Annotated in this window: 17 protein-coding genes; 12 read left to right on the top strand and 5 right to left on the bottom strand. The window is 45.2% G+C overall.

Translation table 11 applies throughout. The features are described 5' to 3' along the window. Nucleotides 1–10: 10 nt before the first annotated feature. The 9 genes from prpB (at nt 11) to A6D97_RS00545 (ending at nt 11614) form a co-directional block, all read left to right on the top strand. Nucleotides 11–907: a methylisocitrate lyase gene (gene prpB / locus A6D97_RS00585; protein ID WP_065583594.1), complete on the top strand. Its 897-nt coding sequence runs from the start codon at nt 11–13 to the stop codon at nt 905–907. Between the two features lie 146 nt (nt 908–1053). Further along, nucleotides 1054–2265 (top strand): 2-methylcitrate synthase, encoded by a 1212-nt coding sequence (gene prpC, locus A6D97_RS00580; RefSeq protein ID WP_065583593.1) that lies wholly within the window; start codon nt 1054–1056, stop codon nt 2263–2265. A gap of 101 nt (nt 2266–2366) precedes the next feature. Then, the gene (gene acnD, locus A6D97_RS00575) at nt 2367–4985 is read left to right on the top strand and encodes a Fe/S-dependent 2-methylisocitrate dehydratase AcnD (RefSeq protein ID WP_065583592.1); all 2619 of its coding nucleotides are present in this window, start codon (nt 2367–2369) and stop codon (nt 4983–4985) included. A 9-nt stretch (nt 4986–4994) separates the two neighbouring features. Continuing rightward, nucleotides 4995–6167, top strand: a complete 1173-nt coding sequence (prpF, locus tag A6D97_RS00570) for a 2-methylaconitate cis-trans isomerase PrpF (protein ID WP_017062295.1) — start codon at nt 4995–4997, stop codon at nt 6165–6167. 118 nt (nt 6168–6285) lie between these two features. Beyond that, a complete protein-coding gene (locus A6D97_RS00565; protein ID WP_065583591.1) occupies nt 6286–8190 on the top strand; it encodes a propionyl-CoA synthetase in 1905 nt (634 codons plus the stop codon). A gap of 147 nt (nt 8191–8337) precedes the next feature. Beyond that, entirely contained in the window at nt 8338–8784 is a 447-nt protein-coding gene (locus A6D97_RS00560; RefSeq protein WP_050648228.1) for a hypothetical protein, read from the top strand. Nucleotides 8785–9020: 236 nt separating this feature from the next. Beyond that, nucleotides 9021–9422 carry a glycine zipper domain-containing protein gene (locus A6D97_RS00555; RefSeq protein WP_017062298.1) on the top strand — a complete coding sequence of 134 codons (402 nt, stop codon included), beginning with the start codon at nt 9021–9023 and terminating at the stop codon, nt 9420–9422. 215 nt (nt 9423–9637) lie between these two features. After that, nucleotides 9638–10117 (top strand): GNAT family N-acetyltransferase, encoded by a 480-nt coding sequence (locus A6D97_RS00550; RefSeq protein ID WP_009846623.1) that lies wholly within the window; start codon nt 9638–9640, stop codon nt 10115–10117. Between the two features lie 84 nt (nt 10118–10201). Further along, on the top strand, nt 10202–11614 hold the full coding sequence (locus tag A6D97_RS00545; RefSeq protein ID WP_065583590.1) for a phosphatase PAP2 family protein: 1413 nt from the start codon (nt 10202–10204) through the stop codon (nt 11612–11614). A gap of 100 nt (nt 11615–11714) precedes the next feature. On the opposite strand, the gene A6D97_RS00540 is transcribed toward A6D97_RS00545, so the two are convergent. Beyond that, the gene (locus A6D97_RS00540) at nt 11715–12524 is read right to left on the bottom strand and encodes a Cof-type HAD-IIB family hydrolase (RefSeq protein ID WP_017062301.1); all 810 of its coding nucleotides are present in this window, start codon (nt 12522–12524) and stop codon (nt 11715–11717) included. 184 nt (nt 12525–12708) lie between these two features. On the opposite strand from A6D97_RS00540, the gene queE reads away from it, so the two are divergent. Then, a complete protein-coding gene (gene queE / locus A6D97_RS00535; RefSeq protein WP_346393663.1) occupies nt 12709–13377 on the top strand; it encodes a 7-carboxy-7-deazaguanine synthase QueE in 669 nt (222 codons plus the stop codon). A gap of 58 nt (nt 13378–13435) precedes the next feature. After that, nucleotides 13436–14131, top strand: coding sequence for a 7-cyano-7-deazaguanine synthase QueC (queC, locus tag A6D97_RS00530; RefSeq protein ID WP_017063822.1), 696 nt, complete (start codon nt 13436–13438; stop codon nt 14129–14131). Here queC and A6D97_RS00525 read toward each other — a convergent pair. The 4 genes from A6D97_RS00525 to A6D97_RS00510 form a co-directional block, all read right to left on the bottom strand. After that, nucleotides 14091–16118: a diguanylate cyclase gene (locus A6D97_RS00525; protein WP_065583588.1), complete on the bottom strand. Its 2028-nt coding sequence runs from the start codon at nt 16116–16118 to the stop codon at nt 14091–14093. The two genes, queC and A6D97_RS00525, sit on opposite strands and share 41 nt — an antisense overlap. A gap of 162 nt (nt 16119–16280) precedes the next feature. Continuing rightward, on the bottom strand, nt 16281–16631 hold the full coding sequence (locus A6D97_RS00520; RefSeq protein ID WP_010438559.1) for a DUF2750 domain-containing protein: 351 nt from the start codon (nt 16629–16631) through the stop codon (nt 16281–16283). 135 nt (nt 16632–16766) lie between these two features. Next, nucleotides 16767–17384: an OmpA family protein gene (locus tag A6D97_RS00515; RefSeq protein WP_010438560.1), complete on the bottom strand. Its 618-nt coding sequence runs from the start codon at nt 17382–17384 to the stop codon at nt 16767–16769. Continuing rightward, the gene (locus tag A6D97_RS00510) at nt 17384–18649 is read right to left on the bottom strand and encodes a TolC family outer membrane protein (RefSeq protein WP_065583587.1); all 1266 of its coding nucleotides are present in this window, start codon (nt 18647–18649) and stop codon (nt 17384–17386) included. Before A6D97_RS00510 ends, A6D97_RS00515 begins: the two co-directional genes overlap by 1 nt. A gap of 444 nt (nt 18650–19093) precedes the next feature. Here A6D97_RS00510 and A6D97_RS00505 point away from each other — a divergent pair. Further along, nucleotides 19094–21323 (top strand): Ig-like domain-containing protein (locus A6D97_RS00505; protein ID WP_139074282.1); only part of this gene is annotated, 2230 nt, incomplete at its 3' end.

Raw genomic sequence — 21323 nt, 5'->3', positions numbered from 1 at the left:
GAGCGTCATTATGAAGTTATCAGCAGGAGCTAAGTTCCGACAAGCTGTGCAAGACAACGAGCCATTGCAGATCGTCGGCACGGTCAATCCGTACTGCGCGATGATGGCAAAGAACTTGGGGCATCAGGCGATCTATTTGTCTGGCGGAGGCATCGCCAATGCGTCTTATGGGTTGCCTGATTTAGGCATCACCACATTGAACGATGTGTTGGTAGATGTTGAACGTATTACCAACGCGTGTGATCTGCCATTGCTGGTGGATATCGATACGGGATTTGGTGGCGCATTCAATATTGCACGTACGATTCGCGCTATGGAGAAGGCAGGCGCAGCAGCAATCCATATGGAAGACCAAGTGGCCCAGAAACGCTGTGGTCATCGACCAAATAAAGCGATTGTAAGTCAGCAAGAGATGGTCGATAGAGTCAAAGCGGCAACCGATGCTAGAACCGATGAAAGCTTTGTGATTATGGCACGTACGGATGCATTGGCGGTTGAAGGCATTGATAGCGCAATTGAGCGAGCGATAGCTTGTGTTGAAGCGGGCGCAGACATGATCTTCCCTGAGGCGATGAATCAACTCGATCAATACGTGAAGTTCTCGGCAGCGCTGAAATCAGCAACGGGCAAGCACGTGCCTATTCTTGCGAACATCACTGAATTTGGCCAAACACCACTCTACAGCTGTAACGAGTTAGCCCAATCAAGTGTCGACATGGTGCTTTATCCATTGAGTGCGTTCCGTGCGATGAACAAAGCGGCGGAGAATGTTTACAAGCACTTGCTAGTTGAAGGCAATCAAGAAGCTCTGTTGGATTCAATGCAAACCCGTAAGGAGCTTTACGAACACCTTAATTACCACGACTACGAGAACAAGCTTGATCAGTTGTTTTCAAGCGAAGGGTAAACCAGTTTCAATTAATCAAAAATCAACTTAATCCAATAACGTGAAATGGTTAGTCGCCAAATCCAGTACCGATGATAAAGATCATCGGGCATATAAATAGGCAGCACCAAAGAGTGCAGGCGGCTAACACAGAAAAGGAGTTCACCATGTCTGTATCTTTGAGTGATAAAGCCGCTGTCGAAAATGCTTCAAAAGTAGAGCAAAAAAGTGAAAAAACAGCAAACAAACCAGCCAGCGCACCGGCAATCGGTGGTGCTGGTCTACGTGGTCAAAGTGCAGGGTCGACTGCGCTATGTACGGTAGGAAAATCAGGAACGGGTTTAACTTACCGTGGCTATGACATTACCGATCTTGCTAACCACGCTCAGTTTGAAGAAGTGGCACATCTGCTATTAAGAGGCCATTTGCCCAATGAAAAAGAGCTAGACGATTACAAAACATTGTTGGTTGGTTTACGTGGTTTACCTCAACCTTTGAAAGCATTGTTGGAGCTTATTCCTGCAGACGCTCATCCAATGGATGTGATGAGAACGGGCTGTTCAATGCTAGGTAATCTAGAGCAAGAGTCTGACTTCTCCGAGCAACTGCCTGCGACTGAACGAATGCTCGCGCTTTTTCCTGCCATTATTTGTTATTGGTACCGCTTTAGCCATGATGGCGTGCGAATTGATACTGAAGATCAAAGTGAAGCCTGTCTGGGTGGCTACTTCTTGAAAATGCTAACAGATAAAGCGCCGAGTGAACTGCATAAGCAGGTAATGCACTGTTCGCTAACGCTTTACGCAGAGCATGAGTTTAACGCATCTACTTTTGCTGCCCGTGTCTGTGCATCAACACTGTCAGATATTCATTCGTGCGTTACAGCAGCAATTGGCACACTAAGAGGTCCTTTACATGGCGGTGCGAATGAAGCGGCAATGGAAATGATCCAAGATTGGAAATCCGCTGATGAAGCAGAAACTAACATCATGCAGATGCTTGCTAACAAAGACAAAATAATGGGCTTCGGTCATGCTATTTATCGTGAAAGCGATCCTCGAAATGCCTTAATCAAGCGTTGGTCAAAAGAGCTTGCTCAAGAGGTGGGAGATGAACAGCTTTACGCCGTTTCAGAGCGTGTTGAAGCAGTCATGAAGCGTGAGAAAGGCTTGTTCTGTAATGCGGATTTCTTCCATGCCTCTGCCTATCACTTCATGGACATCCCAACCAAACTGTTCACGCCAATCTTTGTGATGAGTCGCCTTACAGGCTGGACAGCACACGTGTTCGAGCAAAGAGAAAATAATCGCATCATTCGCCCAAGTGCAGACTACACCGGGCCAGAGCATCAAGACTGGCTGCCAATCCATTTACGTTAGTTCTCTATATCGAGCCGACTTATATCTCGAGGTGACTTTTATCTTCATGTGATAAGACCTCGAGAACCAACGAATAGAATTTAACAGATAATGGTGGATGTATGTCTGATGTGAAATTTGAACCAAAGCAGTACCGTAAGCCTTTACCCGGTACCCATTTAGAATATTTCGACGCTCGTGAAGCGGTAGATGCGATATCTCCGAGCAGCTATAAAACCTTGCCTTATACGTCGAGAGTGCTGGCGGAACAATTGGTAAGACGTTGTGATCCAGCTGCACTTGAAGATAGCTTAAAACAGATCATCGAGCGTAAGAGCGACTTAGATTTTCCTTGGTATCCAGCACGTGTCGTGTGTCATGACATTTTGGGTCAAACCGCTTTAGTAGATTTAGCTGGCTTACGAGATGCGATTGCTGACCAAGGTGGAGACCCTGCCAAGGTTAATCCAGTGGTCGAAACTCAACTGATTGTTGATCACTCTTTAGCCGTGGAACATGCAGGTTTTGATAGCGAAGCCTTTGATAAAAACCGAGCGATTGAAGAGCGAAGAAACGAAGACCGTTTTCACTTTATCGAATGGTGTAAAACCGCTTTTAAAAACGTGAGTGTGATTCCCGCAGGTAACGGGATCATGCACCAGATTAACTTGGAAAAAATGTCTCCAGTCATTCAATCTAAAGAAGGCATCGCGTTTCCGGATACTTGTGTCGGCACAGACAGCCATACACCGCACGTAGATGCGCTGGGCGTTATTGCGATCGGTGTGGGCGGCTTGGAAGCTGAGACAGTGATGCTCGGTCGCCCGTCAATGATGCGTTTGCCTGATATTGTGGGCGTTAAACTGACTGGTCAACGACAAGAAGGGATAACCGCAACGGATATTGTGCTCGCAATAACGGAGTTCCTTCGCAATGAGAGAGTGGTTTCAAGCTATTTGGAATTCTTCGGTGAAGGCGCGCGTGCACTGACCATTGGTGACCGTGCGACTATATCTAACATGACGCCAGAATACGGCGCGACTGCGGGTATGTTCTATATCGATGAACAGACCATTCAATACCTAAAACTCACTGGCCGTGAGCCTGAGCAGGTTGAACTAGTCGAACGCTATGCCAAGCAAAACGGACTTTGGGCTGATGACTTAGATTCCGCTCAATACGAACGTGTGCTTGAGTTTGATTTGTCTAAAGTTGAGCGTAACCTTGCGGGGCCTTCAAATCCTCATCGCCGTTTGCCAACCAGAGAGCTGGCTGAACAAGGTATCAGTCAAGCATCTTGGAAAGAGCAGCATGCTAAGCAGTACAGCGATGATCAGATGCCCGATGGTGCCGTAATCATTGCGGCAATTACTTCTTGTACTAACACCAGTAATCCAAGAAACGTGGTCGCCGCGGCATTGGTGGCTAAGAAAGCCAATCAACTTGGATTAGTTCGTAAGCCGTGGGTGAAAACATCATTTGCGCCGGGCTCTAAAGTTGCCAAGCTCTATCTTGAGTCGGCAGGTTTGCTACCTGAGCTGGAAAAGCTAGGCTTCGGTATCGTCGGCTATGCGTGTACTACCTGTAATGGTATGAGCGGAGCCCTAGATCCTGCTATCCAACAAGAGATCATCGACCGCGACCTGTACTCTACCGCTGTGTTATCGGGGAATCGAAACTTTGATGGTCGAATCCATCCTTATGCCAAACAAGCGTTTTTAGCCTCACCGCCATTGGTGGTTGCTTACGCGTTGGCTGGCACGATTCGCTTTGATATCGAGAAAGACAGCTTAGGCACCGACAACAATGGTAAGCCAATCTACTTAAGTGATTTATGGCCGAGTGATGCCGAGATCGATGCCGTTGTCGGTGAGCACGTTAAGCCTCAGCAATTCCAACAAATCTACGTGAAAATGTTCCAGCCAGACGAGGAACAGGTGACGACTGAACCGCTTTATGACTGGCGACCTCAAAGTACCTATATTCGCAGACCACCTTATTGGGAAGGAGCTCTGGCGGGAGAGCGAAGCCTATCTGGTATGAGACCTTTAGCGATTTTGGGTGACAACATCACCACAGATCACTTATCCCCTTCAAATGCGATTCTCGCTTCGAGCGCTGCGGGGGAATACCTCACCAAAATGGAAGTGCCGGAAGAGGACTTTAACTCTTACGCGACCCATCGAGGCGATCACTTAACCGCGCAACGAGCAACATTCGCCAACCCTAAGCTGTTTAACGAAATGGTGAAGGACGCTGGAGAAGTCGTGCAAGGTTCATTAGCAAGAGTTGAACCTGAAGGTCAAGTTACGCGAATGTGGGAAGCGATAGAAACCTACATGAATCGCAAGCAACCTTTGATTGTCGTTGCTGGCGCAGACTATGGGCAAGGCTCTTCACGGGACTGGGCAGCCAAAGGTGTGCGTTTAGCGGGTGTTGAAGTGATTGTTGCTGAAGGGTTTGAACGAATTCACAGAACCAACTTGGTTGGCATGGGCGTGTTGCCTCTGCAATTCAAAGCGGGGACCAATCGCAATACCTTAGAATTGGACGGTACCGAGCTTTACGACGTGTACGGCGACATTGAAGCAGGTTCAGACTTGGCTTTAGTGATCACTCGTAAAAGCGGTGAAAAGCTTGATGTGCCAGTAACCTGTCGATTAGATACCGCAGATGAAGTGAATGTGTATAGCGCTGGTGGTGTGTTGCAGCGTTTTGCCAAAGACTTTCTTTCACAGTAGGAGCTAGTTATGAACATCAAACAGATAAAAGTACCTGCTACCTACATGCGGGGCGGAACAAGCAAAGGCGTTTTTTTCAACTTAAGTGACTTACCTGAAGCTGCGCAAGTTGCCGGAGAAGCTCGAGACGCATTACTTCTGCGCGTGATTGGTAGTCCAGATCCTTATGGCAAACAAACCGATGGTATGGGTGGTGCAACATCCAGTACCAGTAAAACCGTGATTGTTTCGAAAAGTAGTAAAGCCGATCACGATGTTGACTACCTATTCGGCCAAGTTGCCATTGATAAGCCGTTTGTGGACTGGAGTGGTAACTGCGGCAATCTGTCTGCTGCAGTGGGCCCATTTGCTATTCATAGTGGCCTAGTCGACTCGAATCGTATTCCAGAAAACGGTGTGGTCGAGGTGCGAGTATGGCAAGTGAACATAGAGAAAACCATTATTGTTCATGTACCTATCGCTGGTGGCGAAGTTCAAGAGTTAGGTGATTTTGAACTCGACGGTGTGACTTTCCCCGCCGCTGAGATCCAAGTTGATTTCCTAGACCCCGCCGATGCGAGTGGCTCTATGTTCCCAACAGGGAATGTTGTCGATTTTTTAGATGTTCCCGATCTGGGTTGCATCAAAGCGACATACATTAATGCTGGGATACCCACCATTTTTGTTGATGCTGAATCGGTTGGCTACCAAGGCACTGAACTTCAATCAGATATCAATAGTGATACCAAAGCCTTGGCTCTGTTTGAATCCATACGAGCACATGGTGCAGTAGCAATGGGTCTTATTGATTCTTTAGAACAAGCTGAATCACGTCAACATACACCTAAAGTCGCGTTTGTTGCTAAGCCTCAAGCGTACCAAGCTTCCAGTGGTAAATCGGTTGCTGTCGAAGATACAGACCTTCTGGTGCGTGCTTTGTCTATGGGGCAACTGCACCATGCCATGATGGGTACGGCTGCGGTTGCTATTGCTTCAGCGGCCAGTGTTCCGGGCACCTTAGTGAACTTGGCAGCCGGTGAGGGAAGTCGTGATTTCGTGACCTTTGGACACCCGTCAGGAACCTTAAAGGTAGGTGCGAAAGCGCTGCAGGCCGAAAGTGGGTGGAAAATAGAGAGGGCGATTATGAGTCGTAGTGCCCGAGTGATCATGGAAGGTGCCATTCGTGTGCCTTTTCCCAAGTAAAGCGATTGTCGTGAACGGTTAAATGTTCACGAATACAACGCTGAGAAAAGAGTGCACCCAAGTGAAACTGTTAAAAGCTAGTCGCTTGGACTAATGGATAAATCATGGAGGAGGCACTATGTCTGCTACGAATCGAATGACTAGAAAAACAGATTACATCACCGAGTATCAATGGGCGAGGGAAGACCCAAATTCGTTTTGGGAAACACAATCACAAGCGATAGATTGGTTTGAACCACCAAAAACGATATTACAAACTGACGATAACGGAATTGAGCGTTGGTTTCCTGATGGGGTGATGAACACCTGCTGGCTCGCGCTGGATTATCATTGTGAAAATGGGCGAGGTGACAATACCGCACTGATTTACGACTCTCCAGTTACAGGAACTCAATCCTCGTACACTTACAATCAATTGCGTAACCAAGTGGCTAAAGTCGCTGGTATGTTAGCCACGCAAGGCGTTACCAAAGGTGATCGTGTGGTGATCTACATGCCAATGATTCCTGAAGCGGCGATGGCAATGTTGGCCTGTGCACGACTAGGCGCGGTGCATTCGGTGGTGTTTGGTGGTTTTGCTCCTCATGAGCTTGCCGTTCGAATTGAAGATGCCGAGCCCAAGGTGTTGATTACTGCCTCCTGCGGTGTCGAGATAAATAAAGTCCTGCCATATAAGCCGATGGTCGACAGGGCGATCATGGACAGCCGCTGGAAGCCTGAGAAAGTGGTGGTATTCCAAAGAGAGCAGTCTCTAGCCGAGTTGAACAACGAACGCGATGTACTTTGGCAGCAAGCTGTTGAGGATGCTTTGCCTCACGTATGTGTGCCTGTTCTAGCGACTGACCCACTATATATCTTGTATACATCAGGGACGACGGGTAAGCCAAAAGGCGTGGTGCGCGATAATGGTGGTCATGCGGTCGCGATGAAATACTCGATGAGCACTATCTACGATATGCCGCAATATGGTGTGTTTTGGGCGGCTTCTGATGTCGGCTGGGTAGTGGGGCATTCCTATATTGTGTATGCGCCATTGATTCATGGTTGCACAACCATCTTGTTTGAAGGAAAGCCAGTTAGAACGCCAGATCCGGGGGCATTCTGGCGTGTGTGTGAAGAGTACAACGTCGATGTGTTATTTTCTGCGCCAACGGCATTTAGAGCTATCAAGAAAGAAGATCCTGAAGGCGAGTTACTCACCAAGTATGACTTATCATCGCTCAAGTCGATTTTTATGGCGGGAGAGCGTTTGGACCCGCCAACATTGGATTGGGTTGAGTCTCATACCAATAAACCGGTTATTGACCACTGGTGGCAAACCGAAACGGGTTGGGCTATTTCTGCCAATCCGACAGGGCTGGAATCTTTGCCAGTGAAAGCAGGTTCTTCAACTAAGCCTGTGCCCGGTTACCAAGTCGAGATTCTTAATGAATTGGGTGAAACGGCACAGCCTAATCAGCAAGGCTTTGTTGCACTCAAACGTCCACTACCACCCGGTTGTCTGCCAACGGTTTGGCGTAATCATGATCGATTTGAATCTGGCTATCTGAGCCAATTCCCAGGCTATTATGTTTCTGGGGACGGTGGCTATCTCGATGAAGATGGGTATCTATTTATTATGGGTCGTATCGACGATGTGATAAACGTAGCGGGACACCGTCTGTCGACTGGAGAAATGGAAGAGATCGTGGGTGGTCACCCAGCCATTGCAGAATGTGCGGTAGTCGGGATTCACGATGACTTGAAAGGACAACTTCCTTTAGGTCTAGTTGTGTTAAAAGATGGCGTAAAAGTCGATGGCATTGAGTTGCAAAGGGAATTGGTTGGCAAGGTTCGTAATGAGATCGGCGCGGTAGCTTGTTTTAAGCAAGCCTTGGTTGTTGAGAGGTTACCTAAGACACGCTCAGGTAAGATCTTACGTAGAACGATCCGGCAGATCGCAGAAGGTGAACAATATGTGGTGCCTTCAACTATTGACGACCCTACCAGCTTAACTGAAATTGCTGAAAAGCTCGGCAAATAGACGTCGCAGTTTAGGTAATCTCACCTTCGGCTTGTTGATTTATACATAATCCGGCGTGATGGTTTACCTAAACTCTACTTTATTCATCCGCTTATCCATTGCGTTTACTATGACCTCATTATGAATCCCACATATTGAGGTCTTTTTATGCGAGCTTACTTTTTGTTGATTGCTTTATTGGTCAGTGGTGCTGCTAGTGCCAGTATTTCAAAGGATGAAGCGAGTAGAGCGTTGTTAGAACCTTTGAGTCATCCCAAGGTATTTAAATGTGTATCAAAGACTGGCGTCGATCTCTATCAAGCGGTTTTTGATATTGGTGTGGGATATGAAGCCGACCCTATTAACTCGAAGATGATCGTTAATTCAAGGAAAGGCCGCTACGAATATCAAATATTAGGCGCAGTAAGGTCTGAAAGAGCTGGTGAAATTGTCGTGTTAACTCGCCATGTGGGAGACGGTGTTAAAGTTGCGGCTATGATTGATGACGAAAATGGCAAGATACTGGGGATCGGCGATAAAAATCATTATCGAGATTGTGGTGTTAGGCCACCACCTAGCGTAGCAAACATGCAAAACTTTTGGTCTAAAGGCTAAGAGATATGTGAAAGGCAAGAATTATAGAGAAAGCGCGATTGAGGCGACCTTATTGGTCGCCTTTTTTGTTGGTGAGGATAAAGCGAGCTCAAAGCTATATATCATTAATCAGTTATGCGATGGCTGAATAATACATAGCTGAACATGATGTATCGTCTAAACGTGGCTTTATTTATCTCATTAACGGCTCTGCTTAAGATGGTTCTACTCAAAACGAAGAACTAAGCGAGACTCCTATGAAATTCACTAAACCTTTTCTTTTAGCGACACTGATTGTGACTCTTTCTGGTTGCGCATCACCAGCAATGGATAACGAAAATGAGAATGCCGCACGTAATCGTGGTGCGGTAGGTGGTGCTTTATTAGGAGCAACAGCCGGCGCTCTAACTGGAGATGCGAGTTTAGCCGTTAAGGGCGCTGCATTAGGTGGTGTGACCGGTGGTGTTGCGGGTTCAATGAAAGATACGGACGATGCAAGAAACGCACAACGAACCCAAGTTACTGCTGATGGTCTAGCGCAAGACAATCGCACTGATGCAGAAAAGCGAGTTGCGGAAGTAGAGGCGGAAATTAAGCTTATTGAACTAGAACAACAGCTTGCTGATCTCAAAGAAGAGAAAGAAGATAACGGTGCATAAAGCTGAAGCTACAGCAAAAGCCACAGCAAAAACCATAGCTTCGATATTCGTTTAATTCAAAATCATTCAAACAGAATGGCCACGTAATGTGGCCGTTTTTGTATCTAAAATACACACTTCAAACAATGAATTAATTCAATAACTTGTATAGATACTCACGCCAAGTAAACTAGACTCAGTTTAGATATTAATTTGGTTTGAGAAGCGCAATAGTCATGAATGTCACCTTAAGGGCCGCAAAGCACGCGGATTTGGAACAACTTAACGAGTTAATGTTCGATCTCCACCACCACCACCACCTTGCTAGTCCAGAGCACTTTAAAACGGCAGAAGAGATTGAGCAGGAAAAAAGCATTGCACGATACTTGGATGATCCTGAATGTTTGGTTTATGTGGCATTAAAAGGTGAGCTCATTGTTGGCTTTATCTCTGGGCATTTTTGTGAGCTTATCTCAACGGTCAGCAAACCAGTGCCGATGGGTAGTGTCGATGAGCTGTTTGTCTTGCCTGATTATCGAAAAGAATCAATTGCTGAAAAGTTGTTTAACAAAGTTGAAAGTACTTTTGATGATTATGGGGTTGAACAAGTCTTTGTAGAAGTTTGGGACTTTAACTCACCTGCCAAGGACTTCTATCAAAAAATGGGGTTCACACCTCACATTCAATGGATGAGGAAGGCTTTGCACAAAACGTAGACAGCGATTTTGTGTGGCTTTGATTACAATAGTTCAACTGCAACAGCAGTCTTAAATTTCTTCTATTATTTTTAGGTAAACTCGTTGGTTATTCGATATCTATTAGTTTTCATACTGTCTCTTTTGAGTACTACTTCCGCTTGGGCAAACAACACTTTGCCCGATCATATCGCGGGCGCCTTATGTGTAGTACGGGCTGATAACCAAATCGTGTTGGTTGATGAGTTGATCACAGGTCAATTGTCTCTACCGGGAGGCACTGTTGTTTCAGGTGAGCCGCCAGCAGTCGCGGCGCAACGTGAAACGTGGGAAGAGGCAGGCTTGTCGGTAACGGTCGGTGATGTACTGGGTTATACCGACAGTGCCGTTGTGTTTGATTGTATTTCTGACTCGGAAGTGATCAGTTACAAGGCTCGAAATGAGTTAGGTGGCTTTGAGCTGCCGATTTGGTTTGCGCCTCATTACGGCGTGGAAGTCAGCCGAGCGATGTTACTTCCTCCTACTGAATTACAAGATCACCAATACCGCTATCCAGAACAGTGGTCTGAGATTAACGAATTCTTTCTATCCGCGACAGACCAACCGGTGACGTATGTGACTGAGCTGGTGGGCGCAGCACCCAAAGTCCATCAAGTTGAATTAAATTGGATTGTGTCGCTTCAAAACGCGTTCGATAAGATGCCAAGCGTGTTTGCGAATACTGTGCTTTTGACTGACTTGTTGGCGAAGCCATGGGTTTTCATTGTGATATTGCCGTTAATTGCTTGGTATTTTGGCCGTAACTTCGCGTTGAAGTTTGGCTTCACTTTGATCTCGGTGACATTGCTTACTTTAATCGCGCACCAAGGTTTTGGTTTTCCACGTCCACACGCTTACTTGCCAACATTGAAACTGGTGATGAGCAGTGGGTATAGTTTTCCAAGTCTGTTGGCTGCTTTATGGGTTAGTTTAACCTTGTTAGTCTTTTGGAAACTAAAGCGCCTCTTGGAGCAAAAAGCCATTCTGGTAGTGCTCGCTGGCCTGCTGTGGATCATGCTATTTAAGTCTTATTCAGGCAGTGCGTTCTTTAGTGATGTATTAATGGGTGGTGTATTAGGCGCGTTAACGACGTGGCATATCGTGAGATTAGACGCGAAACCGGATGTTGATATTAGCGCTTTGTTGAGTTCTAAAGGTGTTTGGTGGGCATTGTGTTTACTGTCGATTGTTCTCACGGTGATATGGCCACTGCCAACATTCTCATTCTGGGTGGCGATTTTGATGACGATTGCATGCCTAGTGACGTTAACAGACTCGAAACCTTTAGTTGGTCAGTTCTCATTCAAGATCGTTCTTGGAGTGATGGCGATGCTGTTAGCGGGAAATCTGCTGATTAGCTGGGCTGGAAGCTTTGTCTCTTTCAGTGGTATTGCTTCATTTATTATTGAAACGTTACGTTTCCCAATATTGATTCTGTTTGGTGTGGTGGCATTTCGTCTGCCATGGAAAAGAGAGTAAGCGACTCGACTAACACAAAATCAAAAAGGCTGTGCAGTGCACAGCCTTTGTCATTTCTGAAACAAGCAAAAAGTAATTCTTATTAGAACCTGTTGAGCGTTTATGAGTTGAAGATAAACTTCTCAATCGCGACCGCTACACCATGGTCGTCGTTGCTAGCTGTGATGTGATCCGCCAGTTTCTTGGTTTCTTCCATTGCGTTTTCCATTGCAATGCCAAGGCCTGCGTATTCAAGCATATGGTGATCGTTTTCAGCATCACCCATGCAGATGACTTCTTCCGCTTTAATGCCTAAGTGTTTCGCTATCGCTTCAATACCGACACCCTTGTTTGATTTCGGGTTTAGGAACTCTAAGAAGAATGGTGCACTTTGTACGATAGTAAACTGAGTCTTAAGCTCTTGTGGCAACTTACCGATGATTTCAGTCAGCTTGCTTGGTTCAGCGACAATCATAGTTTTGATGATTTCGTGGTCATCTTCTAGTTGAGAAAAGTCGAACTCGGTTATATCTAAGCAATTAATACGCGCTTCAATACCAGTGTACTCATTGTTCTCAGGTGTGATTAAGCCGTGGATCTTGCTGAAAGCATGGACATAACCACCAAGCTGTTCAGCGAGGGCAGCAATCTCTTTTGCGGCTTTACCGTTGCTGATCTCACTGTGAATGATCTCTTTTGTCGATACGTTCTGAACCATAGAGCCGTTGTAGAAGAGTACAAAGTCATCTTCGCCGTCAATCGAAAGCTCATCTAATTTGCTTTGCATGCCTTCTAAAGGGCGACCAGAAGCGAGAACTACTTTCACACCTGCAGCTCGTGCTTTGGCGATTGCGTCTTTGTTCTCTTGAGAAATCACTTTTTCACTGTTGAGTAGTGTGCCATCCATATCAAGAGCAATCAGTTTGTACATGTTGTTCCTTACTAAAAAATTAAAAGCTAACGAAATCTATGGGCGAAAGGATAAGGGAACTTGAAAGTTCAGGCTAGGGCTTTGATCAACTCATTTATCAGTACTCATTTGTTTGACCAAAAGGGGGAAGTGCTTTAAGGTCTGCGGTTGATTAATTTCATCAAATGATTGAGCTGAGGGAAAGTTGTACAAGATTAATGAAATGTTTGAAACCATTCAGGGTGAGGGCGTGTTTACTGGCGTTCCCGCTGTTTTTGTTCGTCTGCAAATTTGCCCAGTGGGCTGTTCTTGGTGTGATACCAAGCAGACCTGGGAAGCGTTGCCAGAAGAGGAAACCAGCCTTGGCGATATTATGGTTAAGACAGAAGATTCACCTACTTGGTCAGCAATCGATGCTCAAGGAATCGTGAATGAATATATCAAGCAAGGTTACACTGCTAAGCACATTGTGATTACTGGTGGTGAGCCATGCATTTATGATCTTGTTCCTCTTACTGAAGCATTTGAGCAGCACGGTTGTCGCTGTCAGATTGAGACTAGCGGAACATCAGAAGTTAAAGCCACATTTAATACTTGGGTTACGGTGTCACCGAAGGTGGCGATGAAAGCGAAACTGGAAATTTTAGATAGCGCTTTACAACGTGCTAACGAAATTAAGCATCCAGTAGGTACAAGCAAAGACATCGAACAACTTGACGGTTTATTGGAGCGAGCAGCAGTTCCTAACGACACTGTTATCGCTCTGCAACCAATCAGCCAAAAAGACCGCGCTACTCAGCTTTGTATTGATACCTGCATTGAGCGCAATTGGCGCTTATCAATACAAACTCACAAATATTTGAGCATCGCATAGGTTGTATTTTTACTGGGCAAGATAAGTCGCTAGTAGAAGGTTCTCGTAAGGATTTAAGATGAAAAAAGCAGTGGTAGTATTCAGTGGTGGTCAAGACTCAACAACGTGTCTTGTTCAAGCATTAAAAGAGTATGATGAAGTTCATGCGATTACGTTTGATTATGGTCAGCGCCATAGACTCGAGATTGAAGTTGCTGAGTCATTGTCGAAAGAGCTTGGTGTGAAAGCGCACAAAGTGATGGATGTGACTCTGTTGAATGAACTGGCTATCAGCTCTTTGACTCGTGACGATATTCCTGTGTCTCATGAGCTGCAAGAGAATGGGCTGCCGAATTCATTCGTTCCTGGTCGTAATATTCTATTTCTGACTCTAGCGGGTATTTACGCTTACCAAATCGGTGCTGAAACCGTGATTACAGGTGTGTGTGAAACAGACTTTTCTGGTTACCCTGATTGTCGTAATGACTTTGTGAAGGCGATGAACTCTGCACTTGTACAAGGTATGGACAAGCAGCTTGATATCAAAACACCGCTAATGTGGTTAAACAAGGCTGAGACATGGGCGCTAGCAGACCAGTACTCAGCACTTGAACTTGTTAGAAACAAAACACTGACTTGTTACAACGGCATTGTTGGTGATGGCTGTGGCGATTGTCCGGCATGTGAACTGCGTAAAGTTGGCCTTAACGATTACCTCGGTGATCGCGAAAGCATCATGGCTGAGTTGGTTCGCAAACAGGCTGAGAATAAATAATTTCAGGTAAATCAATCGGTTCGTTATATGCATCAATAATGCAGTTTCGGCCGTTGCTTTTGGCTTGATAGAGTGCTTGGTCGAGCACTGAATACAAGTCATCAAAGTCACTTAATGCGTTTGAGGTTGCTAGATAAGCAAAACTCGCGGTCACATTAAGTGACTTTTTGCTTTCTGATAAAAAGACAGTGCTTGAAATGGCGTAGTGCAACTCTTCAACGCGTTCTCGTACCTCTGCTGGTGGGGTATCGGTTAACATGATGACAAATTCTTCACCCCCTAAGCGACCAAACAATTCACCATTCACTAAGTGTTTTCTAATTTGATCACTAATATGGACCAGTGCCCGATCACCAGTAGGGTGCCCATGCTCATCATTAATCTTCTTAAACTTATCTAGATCGAGCAGCACGAGCACATGCTGTTTGTCCGTCCCTTTACAGCGTTTCACTCTTTTGATTCTTCGAATTATCTCAGTTCGGCTATATGCTTTCGTTAAGCCATCAATTGCTGCTTTTGCGCGAACCGTTTTGTTTATCAATACCGTGAAGCTTGCAGCGCAAAGCAACAGAATAACAACGATGTTGTACATCCATCTTTGATGTTCCATTTTTTCAATTTGAACGCGGTCGAGTTTCGTCTGATGTGTCAGTAAAGAGCTTTCTAGTTCTTGTTCATATTTGGCGTGCGTCAGGCCGAGCGCTTCGAGTGCGAGTCGATTGTCGATATCTCTAGCTTCCATTTGTATTGACGAGTATCGCTGGTAGAAATAGAAAGCTTGTTGGTAATCGCTGAGTGATTGATGAATATCAGAAAGCTGAAGAAGTGACTGCGCGATGTATTTATGCCTTGTGACTTGTTCAGCTAATTCTAGCGCTTGTTGAGCATAGTTGAGTGCTTCCGTTGGCAATTTCTGTTCTTCGAACATATCGCTGATTGCCAAGTAAGCATTGATGCGAATGACATCATTGCTCAGTTCGCTCGAAGCTGAAAGAGACTCAATTAGGTAGGTTCTCGCCACATCATAGTTTTTCGTTTGAGTGTACGCTTTTCCTAAGCCAAGACTTGTGAGTGCAATACCGTAGCTATGCGACGTTGAGCTCAGCAGTGTTCTTGCTGTCTGAAAGTGGTGAATTGCTAGTTCACTTTGCTCTTGGTTAAGGTAGAGATCCGCAAGGCTGTGATGCACTTGTGCTTTCATTAAATCTGAAGCGTTTACTCTGAGAATGAGAGCTTGCTCTAGATACTCCGCCGATTTTTCATATTGCTTTAATTCTTTGAGCAAGTTACCCACATCGTTGTAAACCCCTGAAATATCATGCCCTTGTGGAAACACGTTTATTAGTGATAGGTAGGTGTCTAGTGCAGCTTGATAGTCACTGCGGAAATGATGATTGTTCGCGATGACTCGATAAGTCCCGAATTTTGGTAATACAGGGTCAGCGATGTCATGTAAATCTGACTGAAGGGCAGAGCAGTAATAGTTCGCTTGATGGTATTTAGCTTGCTCGTTAAGCGATCGGCATAGCTGGTACTTTAGTAAGGCTTTACCAGTTAAATCACTGCGAGATTGCATTTTCGCCAAAAGTGTTAGAAAGCCTTGTTGTGCTTGTTCATATTGGCCTTTGCCGTCTTTCCTCAGAGCAGAAATAAACGCTGTTTCTATCGCTTGGTAGTCATTGTCGTTTGAAGCGATTCCGTAGAACGGCTGATCTCGGTGGCTCATGTATTGATACAGAAGAGACGCAAGGTAAAGCTTATCTCCATAAACCGTTGAGCCGATGTAGCGTGTTTGCAGCATGTTTAATGCGCGCTCAGGAGAGTGGTTTAAAGTAGAGAGATAAAGCGCGTTCCAATCAGCATTTGGAGTAGAGCTTAGATTGGAGGTATAGACTGGTGAATTGTGGTCACGATCTGATGTTGATACTTGGCTATAAGAACAAAAGCTAATGAATAGTAGAAAGGTAACAAAAACGAAGTGATTCACAAGAGACGATCAATCAGATAAAGAACGATATTCTATTATTAGTTTGATGTTGCTTCAAATTTTGAATGGTGCGACTACGTGGTTATGCGAGGTAGGTCTCTAATTTATTGATACTAATCAGAGGTATATCGGTCGCGCGAATCGTGCGACCGATATCGGAAATTAGATGTATAATTTCGCTAGGTCAGAAGGCTCAAGTTCTTTGCCTTCTAATGTTGCATTCCAGTTAGTACCAACAAGAACGCCGTCTTCAGCAAGAGTCAGTAGCCAGTCTTCTACAAAGATATCTAGTGGGATTTCTAATACTTCAAAATCAGCCCACTCTTCAACGTTGTGAGTCTGAGCATCTTCTTTTGAAGACCAAAATGGCATCACTTCGCTGCTTTCGAATTCACTTGAGTCACATGCTAGCCAACCTTCTTCGTTACGAAGGCCCCATACAAGTTTAGTTTCTTGTGTTTCAGAAACGAAAAGTTCTAGATTTGCTTGAGTATCAGCGGTTAGTTTGCTCATGGATTAATTCTCTATGTTGATAACGTGACAAGATTAACATTATAGACGGCTTAGGTATATGCTATTTAAGGAATTATAAGCGTACTGAAACGCTACCTAAAGATAACGTTTCAGATGAGGCATAACTAAGAGTGGTTACTTTCCAATTTTTGTAAAAATATGCCATTCTTCTTTGATGTTGCCTTTGAATCCGGCGACAGAAGCGACAACTTTTCTATTGAGCGCATGGTTGATTTTGGTTCCCTCTTCATTAGAAACGGTATCCCCGTAGCCAACGATTGTCACTCTAGATGGTTGTATACCATTACTTATTAGGGCTCGCCTTACATTTGATGCTCGTTCTTTCGATAAGTCTAAGTTGTGAGCCGCGTTTCCGACTTTACTCGCGTAGCCTTGTAGACGAATGGTTGTGCTTTCATACCGCTTTAAAAACGCGGCCATTTGACGAATTTGGCCAAGAAAAACAGGATTGATTTCTGTTGAATTGTTGGCAAATAAGATGTGAAGTTCTTTCTGTTCCGTTGACTCGAAATAAGAGCCGCAGCCGTCATTATCGATTTCAGCGCCAATCTGTGTATCAACACATAAATCACGGGCGTTGATAACACCATCATTGTCGTCGTCTTCTAGATCGTAACTTTGTACGCTCTCTGGGAGCGCTCGATACTCGAACTCTTCATCGTTTGTTTCAGCTAAAATGTTGGCAGAAGCAACCAATAGACAGAGTGGAAATACAGCTTTTAGCAGCTTCATTAATATTCTACCTTTTCATTCCATTCTTGGGGGATATCGACACGTAAACCTGTCAGTAAATTACCGGTTGCGTTCATGACCCGGTATTTAGCATATTGTTCATCGTACTTGGCATCTAAATAGCCTTTACGAGCTTCAAAGAGCTCATTTTCAGTGTTAAGTAAATCGAGAAGTGTTCGTTTACCGATGCGGTATTGCTTCTCGTAAGAGATAACCGTATCTGATGCTGAGTCTACGTGATCTGATAAGAACTCTTTCTGTTGTACGGTTAAATCAAGTGCGCTCCATGACAAGCGTAGGCTCTCTTCTACATTACGATATGTACTTTCACGCAGATCTTTGGCCTTATTTAATTGGTAAGCAGCACTTTCAGCGCGGTCTTGATCAGCGCCGCCGTTGTAAAGGTTGTATCTTAAACGAACCATCGCAGAAAACTCGTCGCTGCTGCCTGGAGTGCCACCGGCATCATCGCGCCAGGTTTGAGCGGCTTCAAAAGAAACCGTTGGGTAGTTGGTGCTCTTAGATTGCTTGTATTGAAATTTCGCTGAGTCAACATCGGCTTGTGCAATCTTAATTACTGGGTGCTGATTAAACGCTTTTGCTAGTGCGCCATCAACCGTGTAAGGGATAGCGCCTGCATCTGCGCGAGGGAAGGTTAACCCTAGCGGAGATTGACCCACAAGCCTTTTGAATTGTGTATGAGTGTCAAAAAGGTTGTTTTGCGCCGCAAGTAAATTACCGTGCGCTTTAGCAATACGTGCTTCTACCTGTGACATATCTGCCGTTGAGCCAATACCTGACTCAACACGCTTGCGAATATCACTGTATATTTTTTTGTGGGTTGCGAGGTTGTTTTCAGAGAGTGAAAGCACTTCATAAGCTTTTACCGCATCGAGATAAACCTTGGTCACTTCTAATGCGATATCTTGAGCATTAGATATCAATTGATAACGCACTGATTCCGCATCAGCCGCAGTACGATCAATATCGTTGGAAGTATTTGCTCCATCCCAAATTAACTGAGTCAAAGTAATCGTCGCTTCTTTACGCGTCAGATCTGTTGAATTTGTATTGGTCACTAGATCGGTATGCTCATAACCAATCCCACCATCTAGATCTATACTTGGACGATAAGCACCGCCAGAAGCATCGTTAACGTAACGTTTACTTACGTACTCATTATAAGCACTTTTAATTTCAGGATTGCTTTCCAACGTAAAAGCGACGGCTTGCTCAAGAGTTTGTGCCGCAGCTGGAAAGGTCATTGCTATAGCTAGCCCTAAGGTCGTCGTTTGAATCCTATTCAATTTGCATCTCTCCAAAATGAGTCACACCTGAGTCTTAATTTTGCACGATGATATACAAAATTCAGATGAACCGCCAAAAAAATTACGATCGCTACAACTGGCGCTCGCAAATGGTTGTAAATTTGTTAACCGATCACTGTGCGTATTGTGATGTTTTAATGCACTTAGAACACCTATTAATATGTCAATTATTTTTCGTTAGCACAATAACTTATATCAAATTTAAGAGCGCTTTAAGTATTGATGAGTGTGACCATTGTCATCATGGTGTATACGACCTTGTTAAAATATGCATTCATAACTATGAATTATATGGTGTTAGGTGTTATATTTTACCTAATATTATAAATACAATGTCACTATTTTGACGTTTTGATTGAAAAATGAGTTTTAGGGGTTTATATGGACATGACAGTATTGAATGCGAGCGGTGCATTGGCACTTGGTCAACGCATTGTTGTTTCGGTAGATGGTACAATTAAAGTCCTAGAAGACGGCCAGCCATTGCAAGCGGGGGATGTCATTCTTGAATCCCTAAATGCCCCTAATACTCCGGAAGTATCAGCGAAGCGTTTTTCACCCGAAGCTGGGGAGATCGAACTTGACCAAGATATCGCTGATATTTTTGCTGCATTAGAAGAAGGCCAAGACCCAGCTGAACTCGGTGAAGAGTTTGCGACAGCTGCCGGTCAAAATGGCTCGAGTTTAGGGACTAGCGGAACTATTGAGCGTGATGGCGAAGAAACAATCCCTGGTACTGAGTTCATCACTACGGGTTTTGAAGCGCTAGGCATGTCTCGAACTCAAAGCTTGAGTCTGCTAGATGCTTTCCGCTCGATTGAGCAATCTGGTAGCCAAGGCACAGACAGCGAGACCATCGGTGACACAACAGCGCCAGATGCGCCAACACTGACACTGGATACGGACTCTGGCTCAGCAGCGGATGACTTCTTAACCAACGACGGCAGCTTCACAGTCGATGGCACCGAAGATGGCGCGACAGTCGAATACCTTGTTGACGGAAACTGGACGACAACGGCTCCAGTACCAACGGAAGGTGACAACACGATCACCGTTCGTCAAACCGACGCTGCGGGTAATACCTCAGGCAGCTCAACGCTGACGTTCACTCTTGATACCACAGCGCCAGATGCGCCAACACTGACATTGGATACCGACTCTGGCTCAGCGGCGGATGACTTCTTAACCAACGACAGCAGCTTCACAGTCGGCGGCACCGAAGAGGGTGCGACAGTCGAATACCTCGTTGACGGAAACTGGACGACAACCGCACCCGTGCCAACGGAAGGCGACAACACGATTACCGTTCGTCAAACCGACGCAGCGGGAAATACATCAGGCAGCAGCGAGCTGACGTTCACTCTAGACACAACAGCGCCAGATGCGCCAATACTGACAATGGATACGGACTCTGGCTCAGCAGCGGATGACTTCTTAACCAACGACGGCAGCTTCACAGTCGGCGGCACCGAAGACGGTGCGACAGTCGAATACCTTGTTGACGGAAACTGGACGACAACGGCTCCAGTACCAACGGAAGGTGACAACACGATCACCGTTCGTCAAACCGACGCAGCGGGTAATACCTCAGGCAGCTCAACGCTGACGTTCACTCTTGATACACAGGCAGAATCAGGAAATGTGATCGTAGATAGCATTACATCAGATGATGTTGTTACTGAGACTGAAAAAGAGCAAACAATTTTTGTTACAGGTACTGCTACCGGTGGAGACATACAACCTAACGACGTCGTAACTGCTGTCATCAATGGAGCGACATATACTAGTGTTGTAAAAGAGAATGGTATTTGGGAACTAAGTGTTAATGGTGAGGACCTAGCAGAAGACACCGAGTTCACTGTTTCTGTTAGTTCAACCGATAGCGCAGGAAACAGTGTTTCAAGCTCAGGAACTTCTACTCATATTTATGACTCGACTCCGGTTAATGTAAACATAGATATTGATCCGATTACTGAAGACTCAGTCATTAACGCAACTGAAGCTCAAGGGACGGTTACGATTACAGGTTCTATTACTGGTGAGGATTACGTTTCTGGAACAGTAACACTGACCATCAATGGCGTTGTGTATACAGGCCAAGTAATCGACGGGAAATATAGCATTGACGTCAATGGGTCTGACCTAAACTCCGATAGCGATAACATCGTCGATGCGAAGGTAGATGTAGTAAATGAAGCTGGAAATGTTGGCTCGGCTACTTCGACAGAGTTCTATCTAGTTGATTTAGCTGCTAGAGGAACGATCTTTATTGAATCCATCACTGACGACAATGTTATCAATCAAAGTGAAAGCGAAAGTACCGTTTCAGTTAAAGGTACTGTTGGAAGAGATGCGGATACTGGTGACCAGGTATCAGTCGTAGTAAATGGTGTGACTTATCTGACTGTTGTCCAAAGTGATAAAACATGGAGTGTAGATGTTCAGGGCAGTGATCTTGTAGCTGATAATTCAGTGACAGCTACTGTTACCGGACAAGATTGGGTTGGGAATGAGTTTAGTTCTAGCACCGACAAAACATACTCAATTGATATGGTTATACCGACAATCGACTTGACGACCGTAGGCGACGGCAACATCAGTGTTGACGAAG

The organism is Vibrio sp. ZF57 (assembly GCF_001691235.1).
GTDB lineage: Bacteria > Pseudomonadota > Gammaproteobacteria > Enterobacterales > Vibrionaceae > Vibrio > Vibrio crassostreae_C.
This window is presented reverse-complemented; position numbering and strand designations above follow the sequence as displayed.

What these genes read in the sequence shown, in the direction of transcription:
- prpB (WP_065583594.1), top strand. Translation starts at nt 11, where the DNA reads ATGAAGTTATCAGCAGGAGCTAAGTTCCGACAAGCTGTGCAAGACAAC.
- prpC (WP_065583593.1), top strand. Translation starts at nt 1,054, where the DNA reads ATGTCTGTATCTTTGAGTGATAAAGCCGCTGTCGAAAATGCTTCAAAA.
- acnD (WP_065583592.1), top strand. Translation starts at nt 2,367, where the DNA reads ATGTCTGATGTGAAATTTGAACCAAAGCAGTACCGTAAGCCTTTACCC.
- prpF (WP_017062295.1), top strand. Translation starts at nt 4,995, where the DNA reads ATGAACATCAAACAGATAAAAGTACCTGCTACCTACATGCGGGGCGGA.
- A6D97_RS00565 (WP_065583591.1), top strand. Translation starts at nt 6,286, where the DNA reads ATGTCTGCTACGAATCGAATGACTAGAAAAACAGATTACATCACCGAG.
- A6D97_RS00560 (WP_050648228.1), top strand. Translation starts at nt 8,338, where the DNA reads ATGCGAGCTTACTTTTTGTTGATTGCTTTATTGGTCAGTGGTGCTGCT.
- A6D97_RS00555 (WP_017062298.1), top strand. Translation starts at nt 9,021, where the DNA reads ATGAAATTCACTAAACCTTTTCTTTTAGCGACACTGATTGTGACTCTT.
- A6D97_RS00550 (WP_009846623.1), top strand. Translation starts at nt 9,638, where the DNA reads ATGAATGTCACCTTAAGGGCCGCAAAGCACGCGGATTTGGAACAACTT.
- A6D97_RS00540 (WP_017062301.1), bottom strand. Translation starts at nt 12,524, where the DNA reads ATGTACAAACTGATTGCTCTTGATATGGATGGCACACTACTCAACAGT.
- queC (WP_017063822.1), top strand. Translation starts at nt 13,436, where the DNA reads ATGAAAAAAGCAGTGGTAGTATTCAGTGGTGGTCAAGACTCAACAACG.
- A6D97_RS00520 (WP_010438559.1), bottom strand. Translation starts at nt 16,631, where the DNA reads ATGAGCAAACTAACCGCTGATACTCAAGCAAATCTAGAACTTTTCGTT.
- A6D97_RS00515 (WP_010438560.1), bottom strand. Translation starts at nt 17,384, where the DNA reads ATGAAGCTGCTAAAAGCTGTATTTCCACTCTGTCTATTGGTTGCTTCT.
- A6D97_RS00510 (WP_065583587.1), bottom strand. Translation starts at nt 18,649, where the DNA reads ATGACCTTTCCAGCTGCGGCACAAACTCTTGAGCAAGCCGTCGCTTTT.